The following is a 23467-nucleotide window of genomic DNA, read 5'->3' on the forward strand; positions in this document are numbered from 1 at the left end:
GACCGTCGCCCCGTGCGGGGTCCCCTCGTCGTTCCGGCAGGTCACCACGGTGACACCGGTGGCGAACCGCCCGAAGGCGTTGCGCAGCTCCCGGGGCGGGACCGTCATCTCGCACCTCCCTGTGCGGGGCGTGCACGCTCTCGGCGTACGGGGTGGAGGCGGGGCTTGGTACGTCCGGACTCGTCCGGATTCCGGAGGCTGCGCTTCCGGACCCGCCTGCTGTACACCGATGAGGCTGGCCGGTAGGGCCGCGGCGAACAAGGAATGGCGGCGGCGATGGGGTGGCGTTTGGGGTGTACTCAGGTAGTCGCCGCCACCCAGGAGGCGACCTGGGACCTGGAGGAGAAGTCGAGCTTGCGCAGGATCCGCTCGACGTGTCCGTCAACGGTTCGCGGTGAGATGGTCAGCTCGGCAGCGATGGCACGGTTGCTCATCCCCCTGGCTATCAAGACCGCGATCTGACGCTCCCGGGAAGTCAACGACGAGGCGTCGACGGTCGGTACGGGCGGAGGCGGGGCGAGCGGCTGACGCGCTCGCGCCGCGCCCTTCCTGCCGCCGAGCAGTTCGAGCCCCAGACGAACGGCGTCGGACACGCTGACCTCTCCGTACTGGGCTCGGATGGACGCCGCCTGCGCCTCGCCGATGGCCTCGTCGACCCGCTCCGCGTGCCGCAGTGCCTCGGCGAAGGCGTGGGGCCCGAACGCTTTCAGCGCCGTTCCGATCCGGCGCCACACAGAACCGGCCATACCGGCCAGTGCTGCCGCGTCGGAGGCACGCCCGAACGAGGCGGCCACCCACGAGCAGACCTCGATGCACAAGGCGGTGCAGACACCGTCCCGGAAGTCCTGCTCGATGCGCATGGCCTGCGCGATGGCGGTGCGGGCCTCCGGCACGTCACCGAGGTGCAGGTGGCTGATCGCTGCCGCCCAGTGGGCGTAGGCGCGATTCCACAGTTCGCCCTCGCCGGACGCCCGGGCGACCACCGTCGAGCAGGTTCGCAGCGCGTCGCGGGGGTGATCGGCGTAGGCCTGGGCCATCGCCAGCTGGAAGGCCGCGGTCAGCTCGGACGCGACGTCGTCGACGCGGCGATGGAGCCGGATGGCCTGACGGTAGAGCTCGATGGCGGCGTGCAGGTCGCCTTCGAACAGGTTGAGCAGGGCTCGCCAGTTGGCGACGTGGCCCTGCATGGCCTCGTCCCCGAGCTGCTGGGCGATGGTGGCGCTCTCCCGCAGGTATTCGCGAGCGACGGCTCGGTCCCCCTGGATGAGCGCCACCCAGGCCGTCACCCACAGCGCCGTGCCGCGTTCACAGGTGCCGGGCTCGAGATCTCCGAGCAGGCGTTCCAACCACCGCCGTCCGTTGCTGAGGAAGCCACCGGCGATCCAGTGGTAGCGCAGCAACGACGCCAGCCACGCGCCTGCTGGCGCCTCGCCGGGGGTCTCCGCGGACCACGCCAACGCGGCGACCAGGTTGGGGTGGTCCTCACGCAGCCGGGCGAGGTCCGCGGCCTGGTGCGGGCCGCACCACCGTCGCACGGACAGCGCGGCGCGATCGATGAAGTGATCCCGATGCCGGCGGCACAGCTCCGCAGCCTCGCCGGTGGAGACGAGGAGCTCGGCGCCGTATTCGCGCAGCGTCACGAACTGGCCGTAGCGCACGTGCTCACCATCGCGCTCCGCGACGACGATCGACTTCCCCACCAGGCCGTCGAGCGCGTCGAGCAGATGGTCGTCTGCCAATTCGCCGAAGCCGCACACCCGCTCGACCGTCTCGAGGTCGACGGCAGCGGGGAAGACGGCCATCCGCGCCCATAGCAGCCGCTCCCGCGGGCCGCAGAGATCGTGGCTCCAGTCGATGAGAGCGCGCAGGGAGCGCTGCCGCGAGTCCGCGGACCGGTCCGTACCCGCCAGCAGCGTGAAACGCCGATCGAGTCGCTCGACGACCTGGGACACCGACAGCGAGCGCAGGCGCAGCGCAGCGAGCTCGATCGCGAGCGGCAACCCGTCGAGCTGGCGGCAGAGGGTGACCACTGCCTCCCGGTTCTCCGGCGTCACGGCGAAGTCAGGCAGGACACTACGGGCGCGGTCGACCAGCAGGCGGACCGCCGGCACATGATCAAGGGCGGCCGTCCCGCTGGCCTCTGCTTCGTCGGGTACCGCGAGCGGGGCAAGCAGGTGGACCCGCTCGCCGGCGATACCCAGCGGTTCCCGACTCGTCGTCAGGATCCGCAACTCCGGAAGTGCGCCGAGCAGCCGGACAACGAGGTCCGCGCTGGCCTCCAACAGATGCTCGCAGTTGTCCAGGACCAGGAGTGCCCGCCAACCAGCCAGATGGTCGACGAGACGGTCGACGGCGTCCCGGTTGGACTGGTCGGGCACCCCCAATGCCGTGGCGACCGCCGGGGCGACCTGGCTCGGCTCCGTGACGCTGGCGAGCTCGACGACGAGGACGTCGTCGCCCATGTCGGCTCCGGCAGCGACCGTCAGCGCAGTGCGGGTCTTTCCCACCCCGCCCGGACCGGTGACAGTGACCAGGCGCGAGGTCCGCAGCTCGGCCTCCAACGCCGCCACGGTCTGCCTTCGGCCAATGAAGCTGGTCAGCGCCGTGGTGGGATCCTTGGCCCCGACTTCGCGGGACCGGACGCGAGGGGCGCGAGCGTCGCCGGCGACGCCTGCCATACGGCCTCCTGATCGTGGGCTACCCGCCGGAGCATCTCATGCCTCGGAGGGCCTCCGGCCGGACTGCACGACCGGGTGTACCCCAATCCTCACGCAGGTAGGTCGCCGTGCCCAGTGGGGTGGTCGTTCGGGTGATTTTGCCCTGTCCGCGCGAGGGTGGAGCGCCCACTCTGAGGCGGCGCTCACAGATGCAGCCGGAACCGGCTGTCACTGCCCGGCGAACACCCCCAACCAAAGGAGGCTGGATCCTGGTGTCCCCAGTTGCTGTGTCCCATGACGCCATCGTGATCGGCGCAGGCTTCGCCGGCCTTTACGCCGTCCACGTCCTGCGCGACAAGCAGGATCTCGACGTGCTCGCATTCGACGCCGCGGGCGACGTCGGCGGTACCTGGTACTGGAACCGCTACCCCGGAGCCCGTGTCGACATCGAAAGCGTCCACTACTCGTACTCGTTCGACGACGAGCTCCAGCAGGAGTGGCACTGGACCGAACGCTTCTGCGCCCAGCCCGAGATCCTTCGCTACCTCGACCATGTCGCCAAGCGCTACGACCTGCGGCGCAGCATCCGCTTCAACACCAGGATCACGTCGCTCACATGGGACGACGCCGAATCCGTCTGGCGCGCGACCACCGACGGCGGCGAGACCCACACGGCCCGCTACGTGGTGTCCGGCGCCGGCACTTTGTCGGTGCCGAAGAAGCCGGACTTCCCCGGGGTCGAGGACTTCGCCGGCGAGGTGCTGATGACCGGGAACTGGCCGCACGAGCCGGTGTCCTTCGAGAACAAGCGTGTCGGCATCGTGGGCGTCGGCTCGTCCGGCATCCAGGCCATCAGCGAGATCGCCAAGACCGCGGGCCACCTCACCGTCCTGCAGCGCACGCCGAACTACGCCACCCCGATCGCGAACGCCCCCACAGACCCGGAGCAGGAGGCTGCGGAGAAGGCGGACTACTCCGCCATCCGGGACGCCTCGCGCAACCACTTCCTCGGGGTCCCCTACTCCGAGGTGGAGCCCTCCGCGCTGGCGGTGGACCCCCAGCACCGTCGACGGGTGTTCGACGACCGCTGGAACCGGGGCGGTTTCCGCCTGTTCATCGACTCCTTCGGCGACATCCTGTTCGACAAGGCCGCCAACGACACCATCGCCGACTACATCCGCGAACGGATCCACGAGCGCGTCGAGGACCCGGCGACCGCCGAGCTGCTGGCGCCCCGGGGCTACCCCTACGGGACCAAGCGGCCCCCGCTGGAGACCGACTACTACGAGGCCTACAACCGGCCCAACGTCGAGCTGGTCGACGTCAAGTCGAACCCGATCGAGCGCGTGACCAGCACCGGCGTGCGGCTCGCCGACGGCACCGAACACGAGTTCGACATGCTGATCCTGGCCACGGGCTTCGACGCCTGCACCGGCCCGCTGCTGGCCATGAACATCACCGGCCGCAACGGCCTCAAGCTGACCGACCACTGGGCTGACGGCCCACAGACCTACCTTGGCCTCATGGCGGCCGGCTTCCCCAACCTTTTCATGATCACCGGCCCGCAGAGCCCGTCCGTTCTGTACAACATGCCGCTCGCCATCGAGGACCACGTCGACTTCTCCGTCGCCGCGATCCAGTACCTGCGGGAGGACGGCAAGGCGGTCATCGAGCCGACCCCGGAGGCCGAGGCGGCGTGGGTGGCGCACACCAACGAGCTGGCTCAGGCCACTCTGCTGCCGGACTCCCCCACGTCCTGGTACATGGGCAACAACATCCCCGGCAAGCCGAAGCGCGTGCTCGTCTACCTCGGCGGGGCGCCTGCCTACCGCGCGAAGTGCGACGAGGTCGTCTCCAACGGCTACGAGGGCTTCGAGCTCTCCGCGGCCCCCTCGAACACCCCCGCCCTCGCCCAGGCCTGAGGAGGGCCCGTGCCACTCGACTCCGATGTCGCCGCCCTGATCGCCGAGCTCGACCGTCAGGGCTTCCAGTCCTTCGAGAAGATCGGCGTAGAGGCGACCCGACACGCCATCGACTCCTTCGCCGGCCTGCAGAAGCCCAAACGCGAGGTCGCGAACATCGCTGACGTGAGCTACAGCTCGGACCCGCAGCAGCGCGCGCGTGTGTACGTGCCGCCGGGCAACGGCCCGTTCCCGGTCGTCGTGTACATCCACGGTGGTGGATTCGTCGCCGGCGGCCTGGACATCGTCGACGAGCCGGTGCGAGCCCTCGCGCTCGATGTCCGGGCGGTCGTCGTATCAGTGACCTACCGCCGCGCTCCGGAAGCTCGCTTCCCCGCCGCCCACGACGACGCCTTCTCGGCCCTGCAATGGACCGCCAAGGAGATCGGCGCCTATGGCGGGGACCCCGACCGTATCGCCGTGATGGGCGACAGCGCCGGCGCCAACCTGGCCTGCGCAGCCGTCATCCGAGCCCGGGACGCCGGCGAGCCCGGCGTCCGGTCACAGGTCCTGCTCTACCCCCTGGTCGACCCGACCGCCGACACCGCATCCCGCCGAGAGTTCGCCGAGGGCTACCTGATCCACCTCGACGCGCTCCAGTGGTTCGGGGCGCAATACGTCACCGGACCTGACGACGTCGCCGATCCGCGGCTTGCGCTCACGAGGAACGCCCTGGACGGTCTGCCGCCGACCCTGGTCGTCACCACCGAGTACGACACTTTGCGCGACGAGGGCGAGGACTTCGCGCGCCGGCTCGACTCAGCCGGGGTGAAGGTCACGCGCACGCGGATCGCCGGCCTGGCCCACGCCCTCTACTGGGCCTCCGGGGCGATCGCCCGGAGCGCCGAGATCCACGAGGCCGCCGTTGAACACCTCCGTTCGACGCTCTGACCAAGATCTCGATGGCCAGGGGTGTCCGCCAGGCTCGCACACCCACGCGGGCAGACGTACGACCCTGATCGGGGCGGCCGGTGGGGACAGCTCGCCCTGTCCGGCCGCCCCCGATCCGCCTACTCCCTCAAGATCCGGTGTCGGTAGCACTCTTCCGAGCACCAGCCAGTATGGGTGCGCTCCTGTTACTCAGCCCTACGCCGGCGCTCGGCGTTGTCTTGTCGGAGCAGCTGTCGAAACCGCCGTGCCGACGAGCGGAGGACCCGGCAGAACCCCGACTTCTCCGGGGCCAACCTGCGGCGTACCAACCACTGCTCTCGCAGAGCTCGCAAGCTGGGAATTCCCGAGGGCAGATTCCCTGTTTGCCGCGCATAGATCTTGCAGTAGATGCACGATGTCCCGCTATTCAGGCGGAACGAAAAGCATCTCTCGCCCCTGGGGCGAGCCTCGACAATGATTCTTTGCTGGCTGCGGCCATGCCCTTCTCGACGTAAGCCCGTCGAGCTCCTTCTTCAGCCACCTTCGCCTCCAGCCATCTGAATGATGAGAGGCGGCGCCGCCTTACCGTCTGAACTAGACACGGCCCTGGCGCCGCAAACGGGGCAGGTGGCATCCGGACCGGTCCCCGGGTAGGGAGCGCACGAGGACCGGTCCGGGGCCTCAGATGCCGGACGGCGCCGCGCCCCAGTCGGCACCAGTGCCCGCACCGCTAGAACCGTCCGCGTACTCGGGAGACGCCACGTGCTGAACGGCGGCATCATTCGCGATCTCTGCCAGTTGGTGCAGCACACCGTCGGGGAGAACGGGATCAGTAGCCCGCACCACGGCACTGAATAGGGCATCGCCAAGGTCGCGCCAAGCGGCGGAACCAGTTCCTTCGACGGCTGCCTGGATACCGCATTCTGTCGCCAGCGCCATAACCGCTGTCACAACGGTTTCGTATCTGTGGTCCAAGGTACCGCTTCCTCTGCCCGGCTTGAATGACTGGGATATCGCAGACGGAGGCCAGCCGTTACGCCCTCGTAATCGTGGCATGGATCGCAATAGTTCCCGAGCAACCCTTGAAGGGTAAGGGTTACTGGGAAGGGCAGCCTTCAAGAACTCGTTTCGGAAGGATCTCGGCGTGTCTGCTATAGACGGACAATGAGCTGGTGTCCTGCCAGCTGGCCTGGCCCCTGCTCGAGGAGCACTGGCCCGGCCCTCGGCTGGCCGGCCCTGTCTCAGCCGAGTTGGCCCGAACTGCCAAGGCCACGCCCTCGAGGTGATGGGCGGATCATGTCCGGCGAACCGGTCGCTCCTGGTAGATGACAGGGACCGACACGATGGGCTCGTCGAGGCTCCGGTCCGTCCGTCGCGCGACCGCTCGGACATAGCCGAGATGCCGCCCGCGGTCCGCGGTCAGCGCCTCGATCTCCACGGTGTTGCCCGGCGCGACGGCCTGCTGCCAGTCCAGCCAGCATCGCCAGCCGTCGGGCATCGCGTCGGCGAGCTCGACGGTGGCGACACCGCTTCGTTCCCAGTGCCGCCGCCACAACTCCGGCGAGTGCAGGCAGCTCATGCTGGGCTCCCACCACGCCTGCAGGTGCTCCGGTGTCGCGCCGTCGATCTCCCGCGTCAGTCCGGCGCCCGCGATGCCGATGGCGGCACCCGGCCGCACGAACCGGGCGAGATAGCTGAGGTACAGGTCGTCGGTGCCGTAGTAGACGAAGGAGTCGATGCTGACGACCGCGTCGAAGAACCCCGCGGCGAACGGCAGCGCCCGGGCATCGGCATGGATCGGGAAGACGGCGTCAGCCACGCCGGCGTCGCAGATGCGCCGCGCCCGCTCATCCACACTGAACCACAGGTCCGTGGCCCACACCTGCACCCCGAACTCCTGATGCAGGAAGATCGACGAGGCGCCGCGGCCGCAGCCGAGGTCCAGCACACGCATCCCCGCACGCAGCGGCATCGCCGCCGCGAGCCACTCGGCGAGCCACAGCGAGTTCGCTCCGCCGCTGATCGCCGCGATAATCCACTCCGGGTCGTAACGCGAGCTGCGGGGAAAGCGGTCAGACGCGAACGGGTCGGGCGGGCCAATCATCGCCGATCACCCCGCTGATCGGGCGGCGGAACGTCGGAGGGCGAGAAGGTGAGGTTCGCGGGGACCGAGGCCGTGTCGACGGTGGGCATGCAGGCAGTCTGACCGCGCTTGCACGGTCTCGGCCAGCATGCGGCATGGTGCCGTCCGCAGCGCCCACCCCGGCAACCCGCCCGAGGTCCGGAGCCGCGCTTCGGCCGGGCGAGCCGAGGAATCGAGGGCTCCGGATCAGTTGCAACTCCTGAGCACGGGAACGGGGATGCTGCAAGCTGCCGACCTCTCCTGGCTGCCGGACGTCAGCCCACATTGATGATGTCCCGTTGAGTGGTCGAGATCGTCTGCGGGCGGTCAACCCCTCGCTTCAAAGCGAGGCCGGGTGCATCTCGACCTCGCGTGCGGGGTGCAACCTTTCGCCACCTGAAGCACAGGTCGGTACACGCGCACTACTCCCCAGCCTGGCCTCCTGGAAGCGGCAGCGCTGAAGGAGATCCCTCTCCAGCCGCTTTGACAGCACCCCTGAACGGGATTTCGTGTCATGAGTAGTGTCACGCCCGCGAGCGCATTCAGTCGGCGCGGAGCCAGTCATAACCTTCCGGCCTCATCTCAGCGTCGAGGCAATTCCTGCGCTCCTACCTCTTGCCAGCCGCGAGGTCGAGGGCAATATCGACGATCATGTCCTCTTGCCCGCCGACCAGCCCGCGGCCGCCGACCTCGACCAAGATGTCGCGGGTGTCGAGCCCGTGCTCGGCCGCGGCCCGCTCGGCGTGGCGCAGGAAGCTGGAGTAGACCCCCGCGTATCCCAGCGTCAGGGTCTCCCGGTCGACCCGGACCGGCCGGTCCTGCAGGGGGCGGACGAGGTCCTCGGCGGCATCCTGCAGCGCGAAGAGGTCGCACCTGTGCTTCCACCCGTGCAGGTTCGCGACGGCGATGAACGCCTCGATCGGGCAGTTCCCCGCGCCGGCGCCCTGTCCGGCCAGCGAGGCGTCGACCCGGATCACGCCCTCCTCGACCGCGATCACGGAGTTGGCCACCGACAGCGAGAGGTTCTCGTGGGCGTGGATGCCGATCTGCGTGCCCGGGTCGAGCACGTCCCGGTAGGCGCGGACCCGGTCGCGGACGTCGCCCATGGTCAGCCGGCCACCGGAGTCGGTGACGTAGACGCAGTGCGCGCCGGCGTCCTCCATGATCTTGGCCTGCGTGGCCAGGTCCGCGGCCGGGGCCATGTGCGACATCATCAGGAAACCGGAGACGTCCATGCCCAGCTCGCGGGCCTTGCCGATGTGCTGGATGGCGATGTCGGCCTCGGTGGAGTGCGTGGCCACCCGGACCGAGCGCACGCCCAGGTCGTGAGCCCTCTGCAGCTCGTGCAGGGTGCCGATGCCGGGCAGCAGCAGCGTGGTGAGCACGGCGTTCTTCACCACGTCGGCCGCGGCGGAGATCCACTCCCAGTCGGTGTTGCTGCCCGGGCCGTAGGTCAGGCTCGCGCCGGCGAGGCCGTCGCCGTGGGCGACCTCGATCGCGTCCACGCCGGCGGCGTCGAGCGCCGCGGCGATCTTTCGAAGATCGGCAGGATCGAGGCGGTGTCGGATGGCGTGCATCCCGTCCCGCAGGGTGACGTCCTGGATGTACAGGGCGGGCGGGGTAGTCGCGGTAGTCGCAGTCATCGGAGGGCCTCCGCAGGCTGTGCGGTAGCAGCGCGTGAGGCGCTGCGATTGGCGAGGAGCTCGGCGGTGCGTAGGGCGGCCGAGGTCATGATGTCGAGGTTCCCGGCGTAGGCGGGCAGGTAGTGCGCGGCGCCCTCGACTTCGAGGAACACCGACACCTTCCAGCGCGGACGCGGGGCGCCGGCGCCGACGAGGGTGTCCAGCGGCTCGTCCTCGGCGATCGGGGTGACCTGGACCTGCTGCTTGAGCCGGTAGCCGGGGACGTAGCGGGAGACCTGCTCGGCCATAGCGGCCACGCTGGCCTTGATCGCCTCCGGGTCGGCGGCCGGTTCGTCGGCGGAGCCGGCGAGGCACAGCACCGTGTCGCGCATGATCATCGGTGGCTCCGCTGGGTTGAGCACGATGATCGCCTTGCCGCGGCTCGCGCCGCCCACGACCTCGATGGCCTTCGCCGTGGTCTCGGTGAACTCGTCGATGTTCGCCCGCGTCCCCGGGCCGGCCGACTTCGAGGCGATAGAGGCGACGATCTCGGCGTAGCGGACCGGGGCGACCTGCGCGACGGCGGCGACCATCGGGATGGTGGCCTGCCCGCCGCAGGTGACCATGTTGACATTGCGTGCCTCGGCGTGCTGGTCGAGGTTGACCGCGGGCACGACGAACGGGCCGATGGCCACAGGCGTGAGGTCGATGAGGATCTTGCCGTGCGGGGCGAGCGTCTCGGCGTTCGCGACGTGCGCGCGGGCCGAGGTGGCGTCGAAGACGACGTCGATCTCGTCGAAGTTCGGCAGACCGATGAGCCCGTCGACGCCCTCGGCGGTCGTCGGGATGCCGAGCCGCGTGGCCCGGGCCAGCCCGTCGGAGGCAGGGTCGATACCGACCATCGCCCCCATCTCGAGAGTCTCGGACAGCCGGATGACCTTCATCATCAGGTCGGACCCGATATTGCCCGAGCCGATGATGGCGACCTTGGTCTTGGACATGTCTGCGCTCCTCGTGCCTCGACGGTCAGTGGCCGTCGAGTGCGACGGTGGTCAGGCCGAACCCGGCGATCAGCTCGCGGATGGGCCGGTAGTAGCTGTATTGGACCGAGTAGGGCCCGGCGGCGCCGAGCGCGGCGTAGGCGGCGATCCAGGTGCGGACCTCGTGCGAGGAGTTGCCCGCGATGCGGGTCATCTCGGCCGGGTCCCACTTGTCGAGCGGGCTCAGGTCGCCCTTGGCGAGGATCTCCATGAGCTCGCGGTCCCACTCCGGGGCGAGGTCCTGGATGGTGGCGCTGCCCGCGGCGAAGTCCCGGGCGGCGGCGTAGACCCGCTCCTGACGGGCCGCGCGCGCCTCCGGCGTCGGGGTCCCGTTGTGGCCGAGCAGCATCCGTCGCTGCTCGGGGGTGGCGGTGGCGAGCCGGGGCACGGGCGGGTCGTGGGACAGCCCGCCGGAGGCGATGAGCAGGACCTTCTGGTCGAGTCCGGCGAGGTGGCGCCCGATGGCCTCGCCGAGCAGTCGGACTCGCTTGACCGGCGTGAACGGCGGGGCGACCGAGTTGACGAACACCGGCACGAACGGCCTTGCGGTGATGTCGCCGAAGAGGATCTCCATCGGCTGCACGGCGCCGTGGTCGACCTCCATGTCCAGGGACACGGCGAGGTCGATGCCGGCGTCGAGGGCGGCCTCGGCGATGCCGCGGGCGAGGTCCTCGGGGACGTCGAGGCGGCCGGCCTGGCTGCCGTAGTCGCCGATGCTCTGCGCGGCGTACCCGACGCAGAAGGGAGGCATCAGCCGGTAGAAGAACCCGTTGAAGTGGTCCGGGCCGAAGTTGACCACGACGTCCGGGTCGAAGTCGCGGGCGAACGCGCGGGCCTGGCCGAAGGCGCCGTCGAGCTCGGCGGAGACGTCGGCGGGCAGCTCGGCGTGGTCGAGCAGCGGGCTGTGGCTCGTCGCCACCAGCGCGAGGGTCATCGTGCCGCTTCCTCTCGCCCGAGCAGGAAGTCGAGGTGGATCCGGTTGAAGGTCTCCGTGTCCTCGTACTGCGGCCAGTGCCCGCACTCGTCCATCACGGCCAGCCGGGCGTTGGGGATGAGCGAGGCGATCCGCTCGCCCTCGTCGACCGGGCCCGACGGGTCCTTGGTCGTCCAGATGACCAGTGCCTCGGCCTGGATCGCGCGCAGGTCGTCGTCGCTGATCATGTTGCGCCTGCGGGTCTCGAGGTCCTGCAGCGTCATGTTCGACTCGCATGCCTTGAGCCAGTCCGGCTGTTGGAAGATGGCCTGGCGGGTGCGGATGAGGTCGTCGGTGACCATGGTCGGGTCGGCCATCAGCCACTCCAGGCGCGCCTTGACCCGCTCCCAGGAGGGGTCCTTCGCCGCCTCCATCGACAGCGTGTAGAGCCGCTCCATCACCTTCGGGTTGGCCATCGTGCCGCCCATGGTGTTGAGCACGATCTTCTCCACGCGCTCGGGGTGGAGCTGGGCGAAGCGGGCGGTGACCCAGCCGCCGAGTGACTCACCGGAGAAGTAGGCCTTCTGCACGCCGAGGGTGTCCAGGATGTGGTTGACCTGGTCGATGTAGTGCGGGATCTCCAGCGGGTGGTCGGGCTTGGTGGAGTAGCCGTGCCCGATGAAGTCGATCGCCCACACGGAGAAGTGTTCGGCGTGTGCCTCGAGGTTGCGGACGTAGGCCTCGGCGTGGCCGGTGATGCCGTGCAGGAACAGCAGCACGGGCTTGGAGTCGTCACCGGCATGCAGGTAGCGGGTCCGGTAGGGCCCGGCCTGCAGGAAGCCCTGGCTGAACTCCACCTGGTTGAGGTCGTTCCAGACGCTGGTGTACGGGCGCTCGGTCATCGCAGTGCTTCCTCCGTCGAGGTGTTCTCTCGGTCCGAGCCGTCGCCGGGGTCGGCCTGTGGCACGGCAATCGGCACGACCTGGGTGCTGTAGACGGGCACCTCGGTGTCGCGGGCCGCGTCGTCGATGCCCTGGGCGAGCACGGAGCCGAGCGCGGCCTGCAGCTCGGGGAGGGCTCGGTCGTCGTCCCAGACCGCGCCGCTGTGCCGCCAGGCGACGTAGCCGTCGGGACGGACGAGGATCGCGCCCGCCTCGTGCACCTCCCGCACGCGGTGCCAGTTGCCGTAGGGGTCGATCGTGCCTGGCTCCCCCACCACGACGGTGCGCAGGAAGGGCAGGTCCAGCTTCTGCGCGGCCCGCTTCCAGGCCACCCCGCCGATCCCGGTCAGCAGGGTCATCTTGCCCTTGCCCACGACGTCGAGCGTGGAGATCCGGCAGCCGTCCGGGCCGACGAGCCAGGTGTGCGGCAGCTTCGCCCCGGGCCGGGTCGTGGCCTGCAGGTACAGCTCGGGATGCTGCGGCCACTCCTCCGGGCCGACGGTGTCGTCGGGCACCACGGCGCCGGACTCGTAGCGCTGGTTCAGCTCGACGCCGTGGGCGTTGAACTCGGTGTTCTTCAGCTCGAGGGCCTCGTAGAGCCGCTCGCGCAGCGCCACTCCCGCGGGGCTGGCCTCCTTGAGCTTGGCCAGCCCGTCGCGCACCGGGTCGTCGCTGTCCGCGGCCAGCCACTCGCGCAGCCCCGCGTAGTCCTTTCGGGACTGGTTGGCCCGGGCGACGATCTGCTTGCCGACCGGCATCCGCTCCGGGGTGTAGGAGTCGAGCAGGCCGGCCCCGGCGTGCCCCTTGACGACGTAGGCGACCTTCCAGGCGAGGTTGAACGCGTCCTGCATGGAGGTGTTCGATCCCAGCCCGGACGACGGCGGGTGCCGGTGCACGGCGTCGCCGCCGCAGAACACCCTTCCGACCTGGTAGCTCGTCGCGTGCTGCTGGTTGACGTACCACACCGAGCGGGACACGATCTCGATGTCGAGGTCGTCGTCGCCGACCAGCATCCGGATCCGGTCCTTGACGACGTCGTCGGGCAGGTCCGGGACGCCGCCGGCCATGTCGAAACCCCAGCCCGCGATCCACTGGTTCCACGGCTTGATGGCGCGCAGCAGGCCCATGCCGATCTCGCCGAAGCCGGCCTTGGAGTTGTAGATCCAGTGCAGGATGCTCGGCCGGTGGGCCACGTAGCGGCTCAGGTCCGCGTTGAACAGGATGTAGTTGGTCCCGGCGCGGGCCAGCTCGCCCTCGAAGGGCAGCCCGATGTCCTCGGCGACCTTGGAGCGGGCACCGTCGAAGCCCAGCAGGTAGCGGGCGCGCTGGGAGAAGGTCTGCCCGGTGCGCACGTCGCGGAACAGCACCGCGACGCCCTCGCTGTCCTGCTCGTGGGAGAGATATTCGGTGTGGAAGCTGATGACCGCACCGCGCTCGGCCGCACTCTTGATGAGCACCGGCTCCATCAGCGGCTGCGGGATGTCGAGCATCGTGCAGGGGCTGCCCTGCAGGTAGTCGCCGTAGCGGCGGTCCCCGGTCCCCCACGTCTGCAGCCGGACGATCTCCTCACCGGCCAGGCTCGTGGTGAACAGTGTGTCCCCCATTTGATCCCACGGGGTGGCGTAGCGCTGGGCCTCCCGCTCGACGCCGAGGTCGCGCAGAACCTCGACCGCGCGCTGGTTGGTGATGTGGGCCCGGGGGCCGTTCGCGACCCACGGGAACAGCGACACGGCGTGCACGCGGATCCCGTAGGTGGCCAGGGCGAGCGCCGCGGTGCCCCCGGCGGGGCCGAGCCCGATCACGATCACGTCGGTGTCGAAGCCGTCGGCAGGGGTGAACGGGGTGAAGGCGGGCGGCGGAAGCGTCGTTGTATCCATGGCACCTTCTCGGAGCTGCCGGCACGAACCGGCTCGGACGTCGAGGAGACCCAGAGCGGTCAACCGTGAACTAGAATTCTAGCATCACAGTTGACCTGACCCAAGTGTTCGCGGTCTCGTCTCCGGCCGGTCGGTCAGCGGGCGACGGGCGCGGTGGAGAACTCGGCACGGACGCTGCCGAGGTCGGTGAGTGTCGCGACGTAGGTGTGGCCCGCCTCGACCGGCACCATCGCTCCCAAGGCCCCGGAGAGCACGACGTCGCCCGCGCGAAGCGGCGTACCCAGCTCCCGGGAGGTGCGTGCGAGCCAGACCAGGGCATTGATCGGGTCGCCGAGGCACGCTGCTCCAGTGCCGGTCGACAGGGTCTCGGTGGCCCCGTCGGCGCTGCTGGTCAGGGTCATCTCGACGGCGCGCAGGTCGCGGTCGCCGAGCTCGATCGGCTCGTCGCCCAGGACGTACAGCCCCGACGAGGCGTTGTCCGCGACGGTGTCGACGATGGTGATGTCCCAGCCCGCGATGCGGCTGTCGACGATCTCGAGTGCGGCGACGGCCTGTCGGACCGCGGCGCGGGCGGCGTCGGCAGTGATCTCGTCGTCGCCGGCGAGGTCGGCCTTCAGGACGAACGCGATCTCCGCTTCGATCCTGGGCTGCAGCAGCCGGCCGATGTCGATCGGCTGGTCCTGCCTGCAGGCCATGTCGTCGAACAGGACACCGAAGTCGGGCTGGTCGACGCCGAGCTGCGCCTGGACCGCGGGAGCGGTCAGGCCGATCTTCCGCCCGACGATGCGCCGGCCGTCGGCGAGGCGCGCCTGGGTGAGCAGTTGCTGCACTGCGTAGCCGGTCTCGAGCGCGGCGTCCGGCAGGAGCTCCCGGACGGGGGCGCACGGGGCCCCGGTGCGTGCCGCAGCGACCAGGCGGGCCGCGCTCGCGCGGATCCGGTCGGCGTTGCCGGTTTCCGCGTTGCTCTGGTGCGCGTGGTGGTCGAGGGTCTCGCTCATGGGTACTCCGGTCGGTGCTGCCGGGCGGGTGGGCGGCGGGGCGCCGCCCACCCGGTACCGACTGGGGGCGAGTTCGGTGTGTGCTCAGGCGTTGGCCGCGGCGGGCTGGGCCAGCCCGGCGAGGACCTCGTCGGTCGTGGCGATCTCGGCCAGCAGAGCGAGGGACTCCAGCGAAGCGCTGTGCGCCTCCGGGGAGCCCGCGGAGCATGCGTCGGCGACGACAACGGTGCGGTAGCCGAGGTCCGAGGCGGCGCGGGCGGTGCCTTCGACCGAGGCGTTGGTCGCGACCCCGGTGAACACGAGCGTGGTCGCCCCGAGCCCCCGCAGGGTGGTGTCGAGGTCACTGTCGGTGAACCCGCCGACGCGCTGGTGGGTGATGATGTGGTCACCGTCCCGCGGGGTCACCTCGTCGGTGATGGCCGCCCCCTCGCTGCCGTCCTTGAGACACCCCGTCTGGGCGACCATGCCGAGCAGTGCGGAGTTGGCGTTGAGGTCGGAGTAGTCGTCCTTCCACGCCACCCGGGTGTAGACGACGGGAACGCCCGCGGCGCGGGCGTCGTCGAGCAGCCGAGCCGCGGTGCCGAGCACGCCGGTGCGCTCGATCTCGGCGCGGAAGAACCCGGCGAAGGCGCCGTCCGGTCCGACTATGTCGTTCTGGAAGTGCACGGCGACGACAGCAGTGTTGTTCGGGTCGAAGCTGGTCATGATCGATCCGTCCTCTCAGGTCGTGGGGCTCAGGCGCGGGTGAGGATCGACGAGCCGATGTCGGCGATGTCGCGCTCGGCGGTGAACGGGTTGGACAGGAAGACCGAGACCATGTCGCACCCGGCCTCGCGCATCAGCTGCGTCTTCTCCAGCAGCTGGTCCGGGGTGCCGTAGAGGCACCAGTAGTCGACGAGCTCCTTGGTGATGATCGGGCGGTGCACGGGGTCGAGGCCGCGCAGGTACTTCGCCCACACCTCGAGGTAGTGCGGAGCGTCGGGCGCGGTGGAGTCGCCCAGGTAGGCCATCGCGGCCCGGGTGGAGGCCTCGACGATCGGCGCCCCGAGCTCGTCGACGTGCTCCTGCATGAACCCGGCGTTGGTAATGCAGGAGGAGATCGGTCCCGAGCCGAAGCCGTTGTCGATCCCGTCCTCCCAGGTCTCCCCGTCGCGCAGCTGGTAGAACCAGGACAGCGCGACGAGCTTGACCGAGCCCGGAGGGCGGCCAGCCTCGGCGACGGCCTTGTCCAGCTCGCGGCGGACCACCCCGATCATCTCGGGGTTCGGTCCGAGGCAGTAGGTCATGTAGTCGGCGTGCTTGGCCGCGATCGCCAGCCCCTTGGGGCCGCCGGCGGACATCCAGATCTCGACCGGGTCCTCGAGGTTGTACCAGTGGCCGTTCTTGTCCAGGAACTCGATCTCGCGCTCCTGGCCCAGCCACCTCTGCGTGACCCGTTCACCGGCCAGCAGGCCGCGCGCGATGTCGAGGGCGGTGTCGAGCTCGGAGAGCTTGGCCGGACGGTTACCCATCGAGCGCAGGGCGTTGTTGGCCGTACCGATACCGAGGAACGTCCGGCCCGGGGCGAGCGCGTTGAGCGTGGCGATCGAGTTCGCCGTGACCGGGGCGATGCGGGTCAGCGGGTTTGTCACCCAGGTGCCGAGCTTGATCGAGCTGGTCTCGCGGGCCGCCAGGGCGAGGTACTGGTACGGGTCGCTGAACAGCAGCGGACCCTCACCGACCCCGAAGTGGCTGGCACCGACGTCCTCGGCCTGCTTCGCCAGGCCGACCTGGTCGATCTTGGCGCAGGTACCGATGCAGAACTCCATGTCTGCTCCTTTTGCGGATGGGTTCGCGCAGCGGTTCCGGGCAACTGGCATGCTACGCTTCTAGCGTCACAGTAAAGGTGGCCCGTCGACGTGCACAAGGGGGTCCCGGGTGAGTACGAACGGCGCGACCGCCGACGGTTCAGAACGGTCCGGTTACTCTTTGCGTGTGACCGACCCGCAGCCGACCCGTCTCGACCGCGGTGCCAGTCGGCTCAACCACGCCGTGTACGACCAGCTCAAGGAACGACTGCTCGAAGGCCGCTATGCAGCCGGCGAGCGGCTTTCGACCGAGGCGCTGCGCACCGAGTTCGGCGTCAGCAAGCAGCCGGTGATGGAGGCGTTACGGCGCCTGTCCGGCGACGGCATGATCGAGATCCTGCCGCAGGTCGGTTCCCGCGTCGCCACGTACGACCTGCGCGAGGTCGAGGACTTCTTCCATATGTTCGGCGGCTTCGAAGGCAGCATCGCCGGGATCGCCGCCACGCGGCGCACCGAGGACCAGCTCCTCGAGCTCGACCTGATCTCCCAGCGGATCGGCAAGCTGCGCTCGGAGAAGGACGCCGGAGTCCGCGCCCGTGGCTACCGGGTGCTCAACCGGCGCTTCCACGAGGCCATCCACCTCATGGCCCACTCCCGGATCATGGCCGAGACCAGCCGCAAGATGTGGGATCTGTCCGACTTCCTGATCAACACCACCGGCGTGCCGCAGCCGCTGAGCTCCGCGCTCGACGAACGCCACGACGACCACGAGGAAATCCGCGAGGCCCTGCACGCCGGGGACCAGGCGAGGGCCCGTTCGTCCATGGAGCGCCACATCATCGGAACGGTCGCGGTCATCCACGCCGAGACCGCTTCCAGCACGCGTACGACGAGCTGACACCCGCCGCGTTCCGTATCGCGGCACACCCGCTGGATCCGGACGAAGCGGAACGACACACTCCCGCCGACCGTCCGGCGCCACACGTCCCACCACCGCGGCGGACGCGACCGTCCAGGAGACCCCGATCCGCAAGGTGGCAGCCGCCTGCCTGGCCGGCACCACGATCGAGTTTCTACGACTTCTTTATCTACGGCACCGCGGCAGCGCTGGTGACCGGGTCAGCCGCCCGTGCGGCAGCCGGCGCCCAGCAGCTGCTCCAGACGTCGCGGCGTTCAGTCCACGCCATCGAGCGCAGGGTCTTGCCGTCCCGCGACAGGACGTTGGCCGCCGACCTGACCGCGAGCCGGGCTGCGTGGACGGTCGAGGGCTGTAGGCGTTCCTGGAGGGCCAGGAAGTCGACCGGCCTGCTGCCACACCACCAGCTCCCCGTCGAGCACGACGTCATCGCCGAGCTCGGCGACTGCGGCGACGATCTCCGGGAAGTACGCGTCAGCGACCGCGGCTGCCAACTCTGCAACGCCACCCGCCCACCGGAGGCATGGGCGTGGTCGCGGAAGCCGTCGAATTCGGCTCGTAGACCCATTTCTCCCTGACCGGAAACTCTCCGGTACTCACCGCGACCATCGCCTTGATCGGATAGGGCGTAGATCACCGATGGTCCCCAGCGGCAGACCGACCGTTTCCCGAGTGGGGCAGGTCTTGAGCAGTGGGGGCGCCGTGACGGCCCCGCCTGGCACGCCGCAACCGGTCGACACTCCTCGTCAAGTAGACCATGCCGGGCAGCAGCTCAGCGTGCGGCCTGCGTGACGACCACCGCGTCAGCCTTGCGCTTGTCACCGGCACGGCCTTGCCCCGAGGTCGTACAGCTCGCTCGGGCGCAGGCGGTCGATCCGCCCCCAGTCGGTGACGGAATCTCGGCTGACGGGTTAGCAAGCGTTGACAACGCCTCCGCAGCGATGGATACGATCTGGACTGACGCACATGCCTTTGACCTGGATGAGATGAGCGATGAACGACTTGACGAAGGAGGTCGGCGTGCAGAAGTTTGAGTTCATCGACTTCGCCGCCGAGGGCACGATCGGGTCGGTCTGGCTCGACAGGCCCCCCGTGAACGCCGTGAACGGGACGATGTACCTGGAGATCAAGCGGTTCTTCGACGACGTCGGCACCCACTTGCCAGACGCTCGGGTGATCGTGCTCGGCGGCCGGGGCAAACACTTCTGCGGCGGTAACGACCTCGCCGAGTTTCAGACCATGACCCCCGAGAACGCCGGCGAGCGGATGCGGGTGGTTCGCGAGGCGTTCTGGGCCATCTACGACTGCCCTGTACCGGTGATCGCTGCAGTGCATGGTGTCGCGGTGGGTACCGGCCTCGCCATCGCGGCTTCCTGCGACCTCGTGGTCGCCGCGGAGGGGGCTCGATTCGCCCTCCCTGAGGTGAACGTCGGCGTGATGGGGGGTGCCAAGCATCTGTCACGACTGGCACCTCAGGGTGTCGTCCGTCGGCTTCATCTGCAGGGCGATCTGGTGCCCGCGGAGGAGCTGCTGCCCTACGGAGGCATCTGCGAGATCGTGCCCGCGGACCAGCTGGACACAGCGGCCCGAGAGCTCGCCCGTTCCATCGCTCGACACAGCCCTGTTGTGCTGCGGTTCGCCAAGCGCAGCCTCAACGCGATCGAGTACATGCCGTTGAAGGAGGGCTACGAGTTCGAGCAGGGACTGACCGGAGAGCTCGCCGCGTACGACGACGCCAAGGAAGCCGTCAACGCGTTCGTCGAGCGCCGCGCGCCGGTTTACACAGGACAGTGAGATGACGACGATGGCTGATCCGGCCCTCGCCGCCGACCTCACGCAGTACCGCACCCTTTGCCGCAGGTGGCTTGCCGAGGCGAGGATCCCCGAGGTCCCGCTGTCGTTGACCGAGCGCTTCCGCGTGCTGCGCGAGTGGCAGCACACCCTGTACGAGGCGGGCTGGATCGGCATCGCCTGGTCACGGGAGGCAGGCGGGCAGGGGCTCACTCACCTTCATCAGCTCGTGTTCTCCGAGGAGCTCGCGCGAGCGCGCGCCCCGCAACCGATCGGGCTCATCGGGCTCGACGTCGTGGGACCCTCCATCGACCGGTTCGGCACCCTCCGCCAGCGCACCGAGCTGCTGCCACGCCTGCTCTCGGGTGAGGACATCTGGTGCCAGGGCTTCTCCGAACCGGAGGCGGGATCGGACCTGTCGTCCCTACGTACGCGCGCTGAGATCGACGGGGACGACTTCGTGGTCTCGGGACAGAAGGTGTGGACCAGCTGGGCGCACCTCGCGTCCTGGTGCGCCATGCTCGTCCGCACAAATCTCGACGCGCCGAAGAGCAGGGGCATCAGCTATCTCCTGGTCGACATGTCCTCGTCCGGGATCGTGACGCGGCCGCTGACCCAGATGACCGGGGACCAGGAGTTCTGCGAAGTGTTTCTCGACCGGGTGCGCGTGCCCCGCGAGAACCTCGTCGGCGAGCTCGACGGAGGCTGGGCGATTGCCCGGCACACCCTCGGGACCGAACGCGCGGCCTACACACTGCGGCGACGCGTGGAGTACGAGGTGGCGTTGCAGGATGCGATCGACGAGCTGTCCGCGTGCCCGACACGCGACGCCGACCCGCGCCGCGGCTATCGGGTGCGAGCGGCCGTGGGCCGCTCCCACGTGGCGCTGCGCGTCCTCGAGGCCCAGACCCGGAAGTCGATCGGCAGGCTGGCGGCCGACACCGGCCCGGTGCCCGAGGACTCCGTCGACAAGCTCCTGCTCAACGACATCGAGCAGCAGGTCTACGGATCCATCGCCGATCTGCTCGGTCCGCTGCGGGCCACCCCGGCCGCCCGCCCCCTGGGCCTCGACGTCGCCCGTCGGGCGCACGATCACCTGTACTCCCGGGCGGCGTCGATCTACGGGGGCAGCTCCCAGATCCAGCGCAACATCATCGCCGAACGACTCCTGGGGCTTCCTCGTGACTGACACCTTCGTGGCCGAGGTCGAAGAGACTGTCGACGCCTACCTGAAACGGTCGTACGACTCGCAGCGCAGGCACGCACTCACCCGGTGTCAGGGCTGGGACCGAACCTTCCTGGACGAGATCGCCGACCTCGGCTGGTTCGCGCTCGCCGTTCCCGACAAGGCCGCCGGACTGGGGTTGCCCCTCTCCGCTGTCGGCGCGGCGATGGTGTCCCTGGGGCGGCACCTCGTGCCCGGCCCCATGCCCGAGCGGCTCCTGCTCCCGGCGCTCCTGCTCCGACACCTCGACGACGGAGGGTCAGGCCGGAGCGATCTGTCCGGCGCGGTCGTCGCGCTGGTCGACCCCGCCGCTCACGGGAGCTGGTCGGTGGACGGCGGCCACGTGCGGGGGGAGCCTGCAGGGCTGGCGGGCAGCATGCTGCCGGTGCGCTTCGCCCGGGAGGCCGACCTTCTGCTCGTCGTAGCGGAGTCCGCAGAAGGGACGGCCGTCCACCTCCTCTCGTCCCGGGGTCCCGGAGTCGATGTCGAGCCAGTCGAGAGTGCTGACCCGACTGCCCGGCTGGCGCGCGTCACCTTCGCCGAGCCGGCCGGTGCCGGGACCGCGCCGGTGCTCACCGGCTCCGCGGCCGAACGGTTCGTCGCGGAGCTGCGCGCCTGGGCCCAGATCCTGGCGGCGTGCGAACTTGCCGGGATCGCCGTCAGGATGGTCGAGGAAACCACCGCGTTCGTGCAGGTCCGAAAGCAGTTCGGTCGTCCGATCGGCGCCTTCCAGGCGGTCAAGCACACCCTTGCCGACATGTACGCGCTGGCGAGTTCGCTGCGCAACCTCTGCGACGTCACCCTGGAGGACGCCACATCGAGCAGCGCGGACGAGCTGCTTGTGCTCGCGGCCGTCGCCAAGGCCTACGCAGCGGACGCGGCGGTTCGCGTCTGTGAGAGCGCGATCCAGATGCACGGCGGCACGGGCTTCACCACCGAGACCGATCTGCATCTGTACTACAAGCGCGCCCTCGCGCTGCGCGCCTGGTACGGCGACCACGAGGAGCTCACCCACCGGATCGGGGACAGCCTGCTCACCGGATCACAGCTCGCCGAGCCCCGGAGCACGTCATGACAGTCACCGCGCCCGGCAAGTACCGCCCCCGACCCGATCTCGTCGCCGCCTATACCGCGCCCGGCCTCTGGGAGGACACCCGCGTCGACTCCTACCTGAGAGAGCGGGCCGCTCAGCACCCGGACCGCCTGGCCCTCGTCGACCGCGGGAACCTGTGGAGCTACGGCGCCCTCGACCGTGAGGTCGACCGCTGGGCCACGGCCCTGCGGAACCACGGTGTCGGGCTCGGCACGGTGGTCTCCTGGCAGCTGCCTAACTGGGCCGAGGCCGTGGTCCTGCACCAGGCGACGCTTCGCCTTGGCGCCGTCAGCAACCCCATCATCCCGATCTACCGGCACTCCGAGGTCGCGTTCATCCTGCGGCAGGCGCAGTCGGAGATCGTCTTTGTCCCGGCGACCTTCCGGGGCTTCGACTTCCCAAGCATGCTCCGCGATATACGGGACGAGCTCCCGGACCTGGCGACCGTGGTCGTGGTCGGTGACGCTCCGTCCGAGGACGGTGTCATCGCGCTGGACGCCTTCCTGGCCAGGGCGGCCCCGGCGCGGCCCCGAGCGGGCGGGAAGGCCGCGGACGACGCGAACGCCATCGCGCTACTGCTGTACACATCCGGCACGACCTCGAGCCCGAAGGGTGCCCTGCACACGCACAACACCCTCGACTACGAGAACCGCAGCATGATCGAGTTCTTCGGGTTGACGAGCTCGGACGTGGTGTTCATGCCGTCCCCGGTCACCCACATCACCGGTGTCCTTTACGGCCTGCAGCTCCCCTTCATGCTCGGCGGCGCGGTGGTGCTCCTGGATGTCTGGGAACCTGGCGCTGGCCTGGAGCTGATACAGCGCCACGGATGCACGTTCATGGTGGCCGCCACCCCGTTCCTACACGGCTTGGTTCACCATCCGACCCGCACACCCGAGGCGACCCGCACGCTGCGTCTCTTCGCCTGCGGGGGCGCGGACGTGCCCCCCGAGCTCGTACGCCAGGCCACAGACGAACTCGGCTGCCTGGTCAGCCGGGTCTACGGCTCCACCGAGTTCCCCACCGCCACCAGCAGCAACCTCTCCGACCCAACGGACAAGCGCGCACGCACAGACGGGCGTGCGATCGGCCAGGCGCAGCTCATCGTGGTCGACGACCAGGACCAGCCGGTGCCACCCGGCGACCCCGGGCACCTGCTCGTGCGGGGTCCGGAACTGTTCGTCGGATACCTGGACGAGGCCCTGAACGCCGACGCCTTCACCCCGGACGGCTGGTTCCGCACCGGGGATCTGGCGGTCCTCGACGACGAGGGCTACGTCGAGATCACCGGCCGCCAGAAGGACATCATCATCCGCGGCGGCGAGAACATCAGCGCGAAGGAGGTCGAGGACCGCCTCTTCGAGCACCCCAAGGTCGCCGACGTCGCCGTGGTGGCAGTCCCCGACCCGGTGCTGGTCGAGCGGGCCTGCGCCGTCGTCGTCCCAGAAGCGGGGGTGGAGGTTGATCTCGATGAGCTCACCACCTGGCTCCGCGAGCACCATCGCCTGGCCGTGCAGAAGCTCCCCGAATACCTCGTCCTGGTGGACGAGCTACCTCGCACCGCCAGCGGCAAGGTCCAGAAGTTCAAGCTGCGCGACCGACTCCGTCGATGCCCCCCGACAGCGGAACCGACCCGGTAACACGGGCCCGACCC

At 69.5% G+C, this 23467-nt stretch carries 17 protein-coding genes; 7 read left to right on the forward strand and 10 right to left on the reverse strand.

The window, feature by feature from the left end; translation table 11 throughout:
- Nucleotides 1-299: 299 nt before the first annotated feature.
- Complete coding sequence (locus ABD990_RS28995; protein ID WP_345383953.1) at nucleotides 300-2678, reverse strand: ATP-binding protein; 2379 nt, start codon at nucleotides 2676-2678, stop codon at nucleotides 300-302.
- A 251-nt stretch (nucleotides 2679-2929) separates the two neighbouring features.
- Between ABD990_RS28995 and ABD990_RS29000 the strand changes: the two genes are divergently transcribed.
- Nucleotides 2930-4579 (forward strand): flavin-containing monooxygenase, encoded by a 1650-nt coding sequence (locus ABD990_RS29000; RefSeq protein WP_345383954.1) that lies wholly within the window; start codon nucleotides 2930-2932, stop codon nucleotides 4577-4579.
- A gap of 9 nt (nucleotides 4580-4588) precedes the next feature.
- The gene (locus tag ABD990_RS29005) at nucleotides 4589-5509 is read left to right on the forward strand and encodes an alpha/beta hydrolase (protein ID WP_345383955.1); all 921 of its coding nucleotides are present in this window, start codon (nucleotides 4589-4591) and stop codon (nucleotides 5507-5509) included.
- 1273 nt (nucleotides 5510-6782) lie between these two features.
- Here ABD990_RS29005 and ABD990_RS29010 read toward each other — a convergent pair.
- The 9 genes from ABD990_RS29010 to ABD990_RS29050 all read right to left on the reverse strand — a co-directional run bounded on the left by ABD990_RS29010 (nucleotide 6783) and on the right by ABD990_RS29050 (nucleotide 16809).
- Nucleotides 6783-7592: an SAM-dependent methyltransferase gene (locus ABD990_RS29010; protein ID WP_345383956.1), complete on the reverse strand. Its 810-nt coding sequence runs from the start codon at nucleotides 7590-7592 to the stop codon at nucleotides 6783-6785.
- Nucleotides 7593-8218: 626 nt separating this feature from the next.
- Nucleotides 8219-9253, reverse strand: coding sequence for a 4-hydroxy-2-oxovalerate aldolase (gene dmpG, locus ABD990_RS29015; protein WP_345383957.1), 1035 nt, complete (start codon nucleotides 9251-9253; stop codon nucleotides 8219-8221).
- Nucleotides 9250-10233 carry an acetaldehyde dehydrogenase (acetylating) gene (locus ABD990_RS29020; protein ID WP_345383958.1) on the reverse strand — a complete coding sequence of 328 codons (984 nt, stop codon included), beginning with the start codon at nucleotides 10231-10233 and terminating at the stop codon, nucleotides 9250-9252. The genes dmpG and ABD990_RS29020 overlap by 4 nt, the downstream gene beginning before the upstream one ends.
- 25 nt (nucleotides 10234-10258) lie before the next feature.
- Nucleotides 10259-11206, reverse strand: coding sequence for a 3-carboxyethylcatechol 2,3-dioxygenase (locus tag ABD990_RS29025; RefSeq protein ID WP_345383959.1), 948 nt, complete (start codon nucleotides 11204-11206; stop codon nucleotides 10259-10261).
- On the reverse strand, nucleotides 11203-12087 hold the full coding sequence (locus tag ABD990_RS29030; protein ID WP_345383960.1) for an alpha/beta fold hydrolase: 885 nt from the start codon (nucleotides 12085-12087) through the stop codon (nucleotides 11203-11205). The genes ABD990_RS29025 and ABD990_RS29030 overlap by 4 nt, the downstream gene beginning before the upstream one ends.
- Nucleotides 12084-14003: an FAD-dependent monooxygenase gene (locus ABD990_RS29035; RefSeq protein ID WP_345383961.1), complete on the reverse strand. Its 1920-nt coding sequence runs from the start codon at nucleotides 14001-14003 to the stop codon at nucleotides 12084-12086. Before ABD990_RS29035 ends, ABD990_RS29030 begins: the two co-directional genes overlap by 4 nt.
- Nucleotides 14004-14137: 134 nt before the next feature.
- Nucleotides 14138-15001, reverse strand: a complete 864-nt coding sequence (locus ABD990_RS29040; protein ID WP_345383962.1) for a 2-keto-4-pentenoate hydratase — start codon at nucleotides 14999-15001, stop codon at nucleotides 14138-14140.
- An 84-nt stretch (nucleotides 15002-15085) separates the two neighbouring features.
- Nucleotides 15086-15706 carry a cysteine hydrolase family protein gene (locus ABD990_RS29045; RefSeq protein WP_345383963.1) on the reverse strand — a complete coding sequence of 207 codons (621 nt, stop codon included), beginning with the start codon at nucleotides 15704-15706 and terminating at the stop codon, nucleotides 15086-15088.
- Nucleotides 15707-15735: 29 nt separating this feature from the next.
- On the reverse strand, nucleotides 15736-16809 hold the full coding sequence (locus ABD990_RS29050; protein WP_345383964.1) for an LLM class flavin-dependent oxidoreductase: 1074 nt from the start codon (nucleotides 16807-16809) through the stop codon (nucleotides 15736-15738).
- 166 nt (nucleotides 16810-16975) lie between these two features.
- Between ABD990_RS29050 and ABD990_RS29055 the strand changes: the two genes are divergently transcribed.
- The 5 genes from ABD990_RS29055 to ABD990_RS29075 all read left to right on the forward strand — a co-directional run bounded on the left by ABD990_RS29055 (nucleotide 16976) and on the right by ABD990_RS29075 (nucleotide 23453).
- Complete coding sequence (locus ABD990_RS29055) at nucleotides 16976-17686, forward strand: GntR family transcriptional regulator (protein ID WP_345383965.1); 711 nt, start codon at nucleotides 16976-16978, stop codon at nucleotides 17684-17686.
- A 1011-nt stretch (nucleotides 17687-18697) separates the two neighbouring features.
- A complete protein-coding gene (locus ABD990_RS29060; protein WP_345383966.1) occupies nucleotides 18698-19498 on the forward strand; it encodes an enoyl-CoA hydratase-related protein in 801 nt (266 codons plus the stop codon).
- A 1-nt stretch (nucleotide 19499) separates the two neighbouring features.
- Nucleotides 19500-20684 carry an acyl-CoA dehydrogenase family protein gene (locus ABD990_RS29065; RefSeq protein ID WP_345383967.1) on the forward strand — a complete coding sequence of 395 codons (1185 nt, stop codon included), beginning with the start codon at nucleotides 19500-19502 and terminating at the stop codon, nucleotides 20682-20684.
- 364 nt (nucleotides 20685-21048) lie between these two features.
- A complete protein-coding gene (locus tag ABD990_RS29070; RefSeq protein ID WP_345383968.1) occupies nucleotides 21049-21795 on the forward strand; it encodes an acyl-CoA dehydrogenase family protein in 747 nt (248 codons plus the stop codon).
- Nucleotides 21792-23453, forward strand: coding sequence for an AMP-binding protein (locus tag ABD990_RS29075; protein ID WP_345383969.1), 1662 nt, complete (start codon nucleotides 21792-21794; stop codon nucleotides 23451-23453). Before ABD990_RS29070 ends, ABD990_RS29075 begins: the two co-directional genes overlap by 4 nt.
- The last annotated feature ends 14 nt before the right edge of the window (nucleotides 23454-23467 follow it).

This window comes from Pseudonocardia yuanmonensis (assembly GCF_039542425.1).
GTDB lineage: Bacteria > Actinomycetota > Actinomycetes > Mycobacteriales > Pseudonocardiaceae > Pseudonocardia > Pseudonocardia yuanmonensis.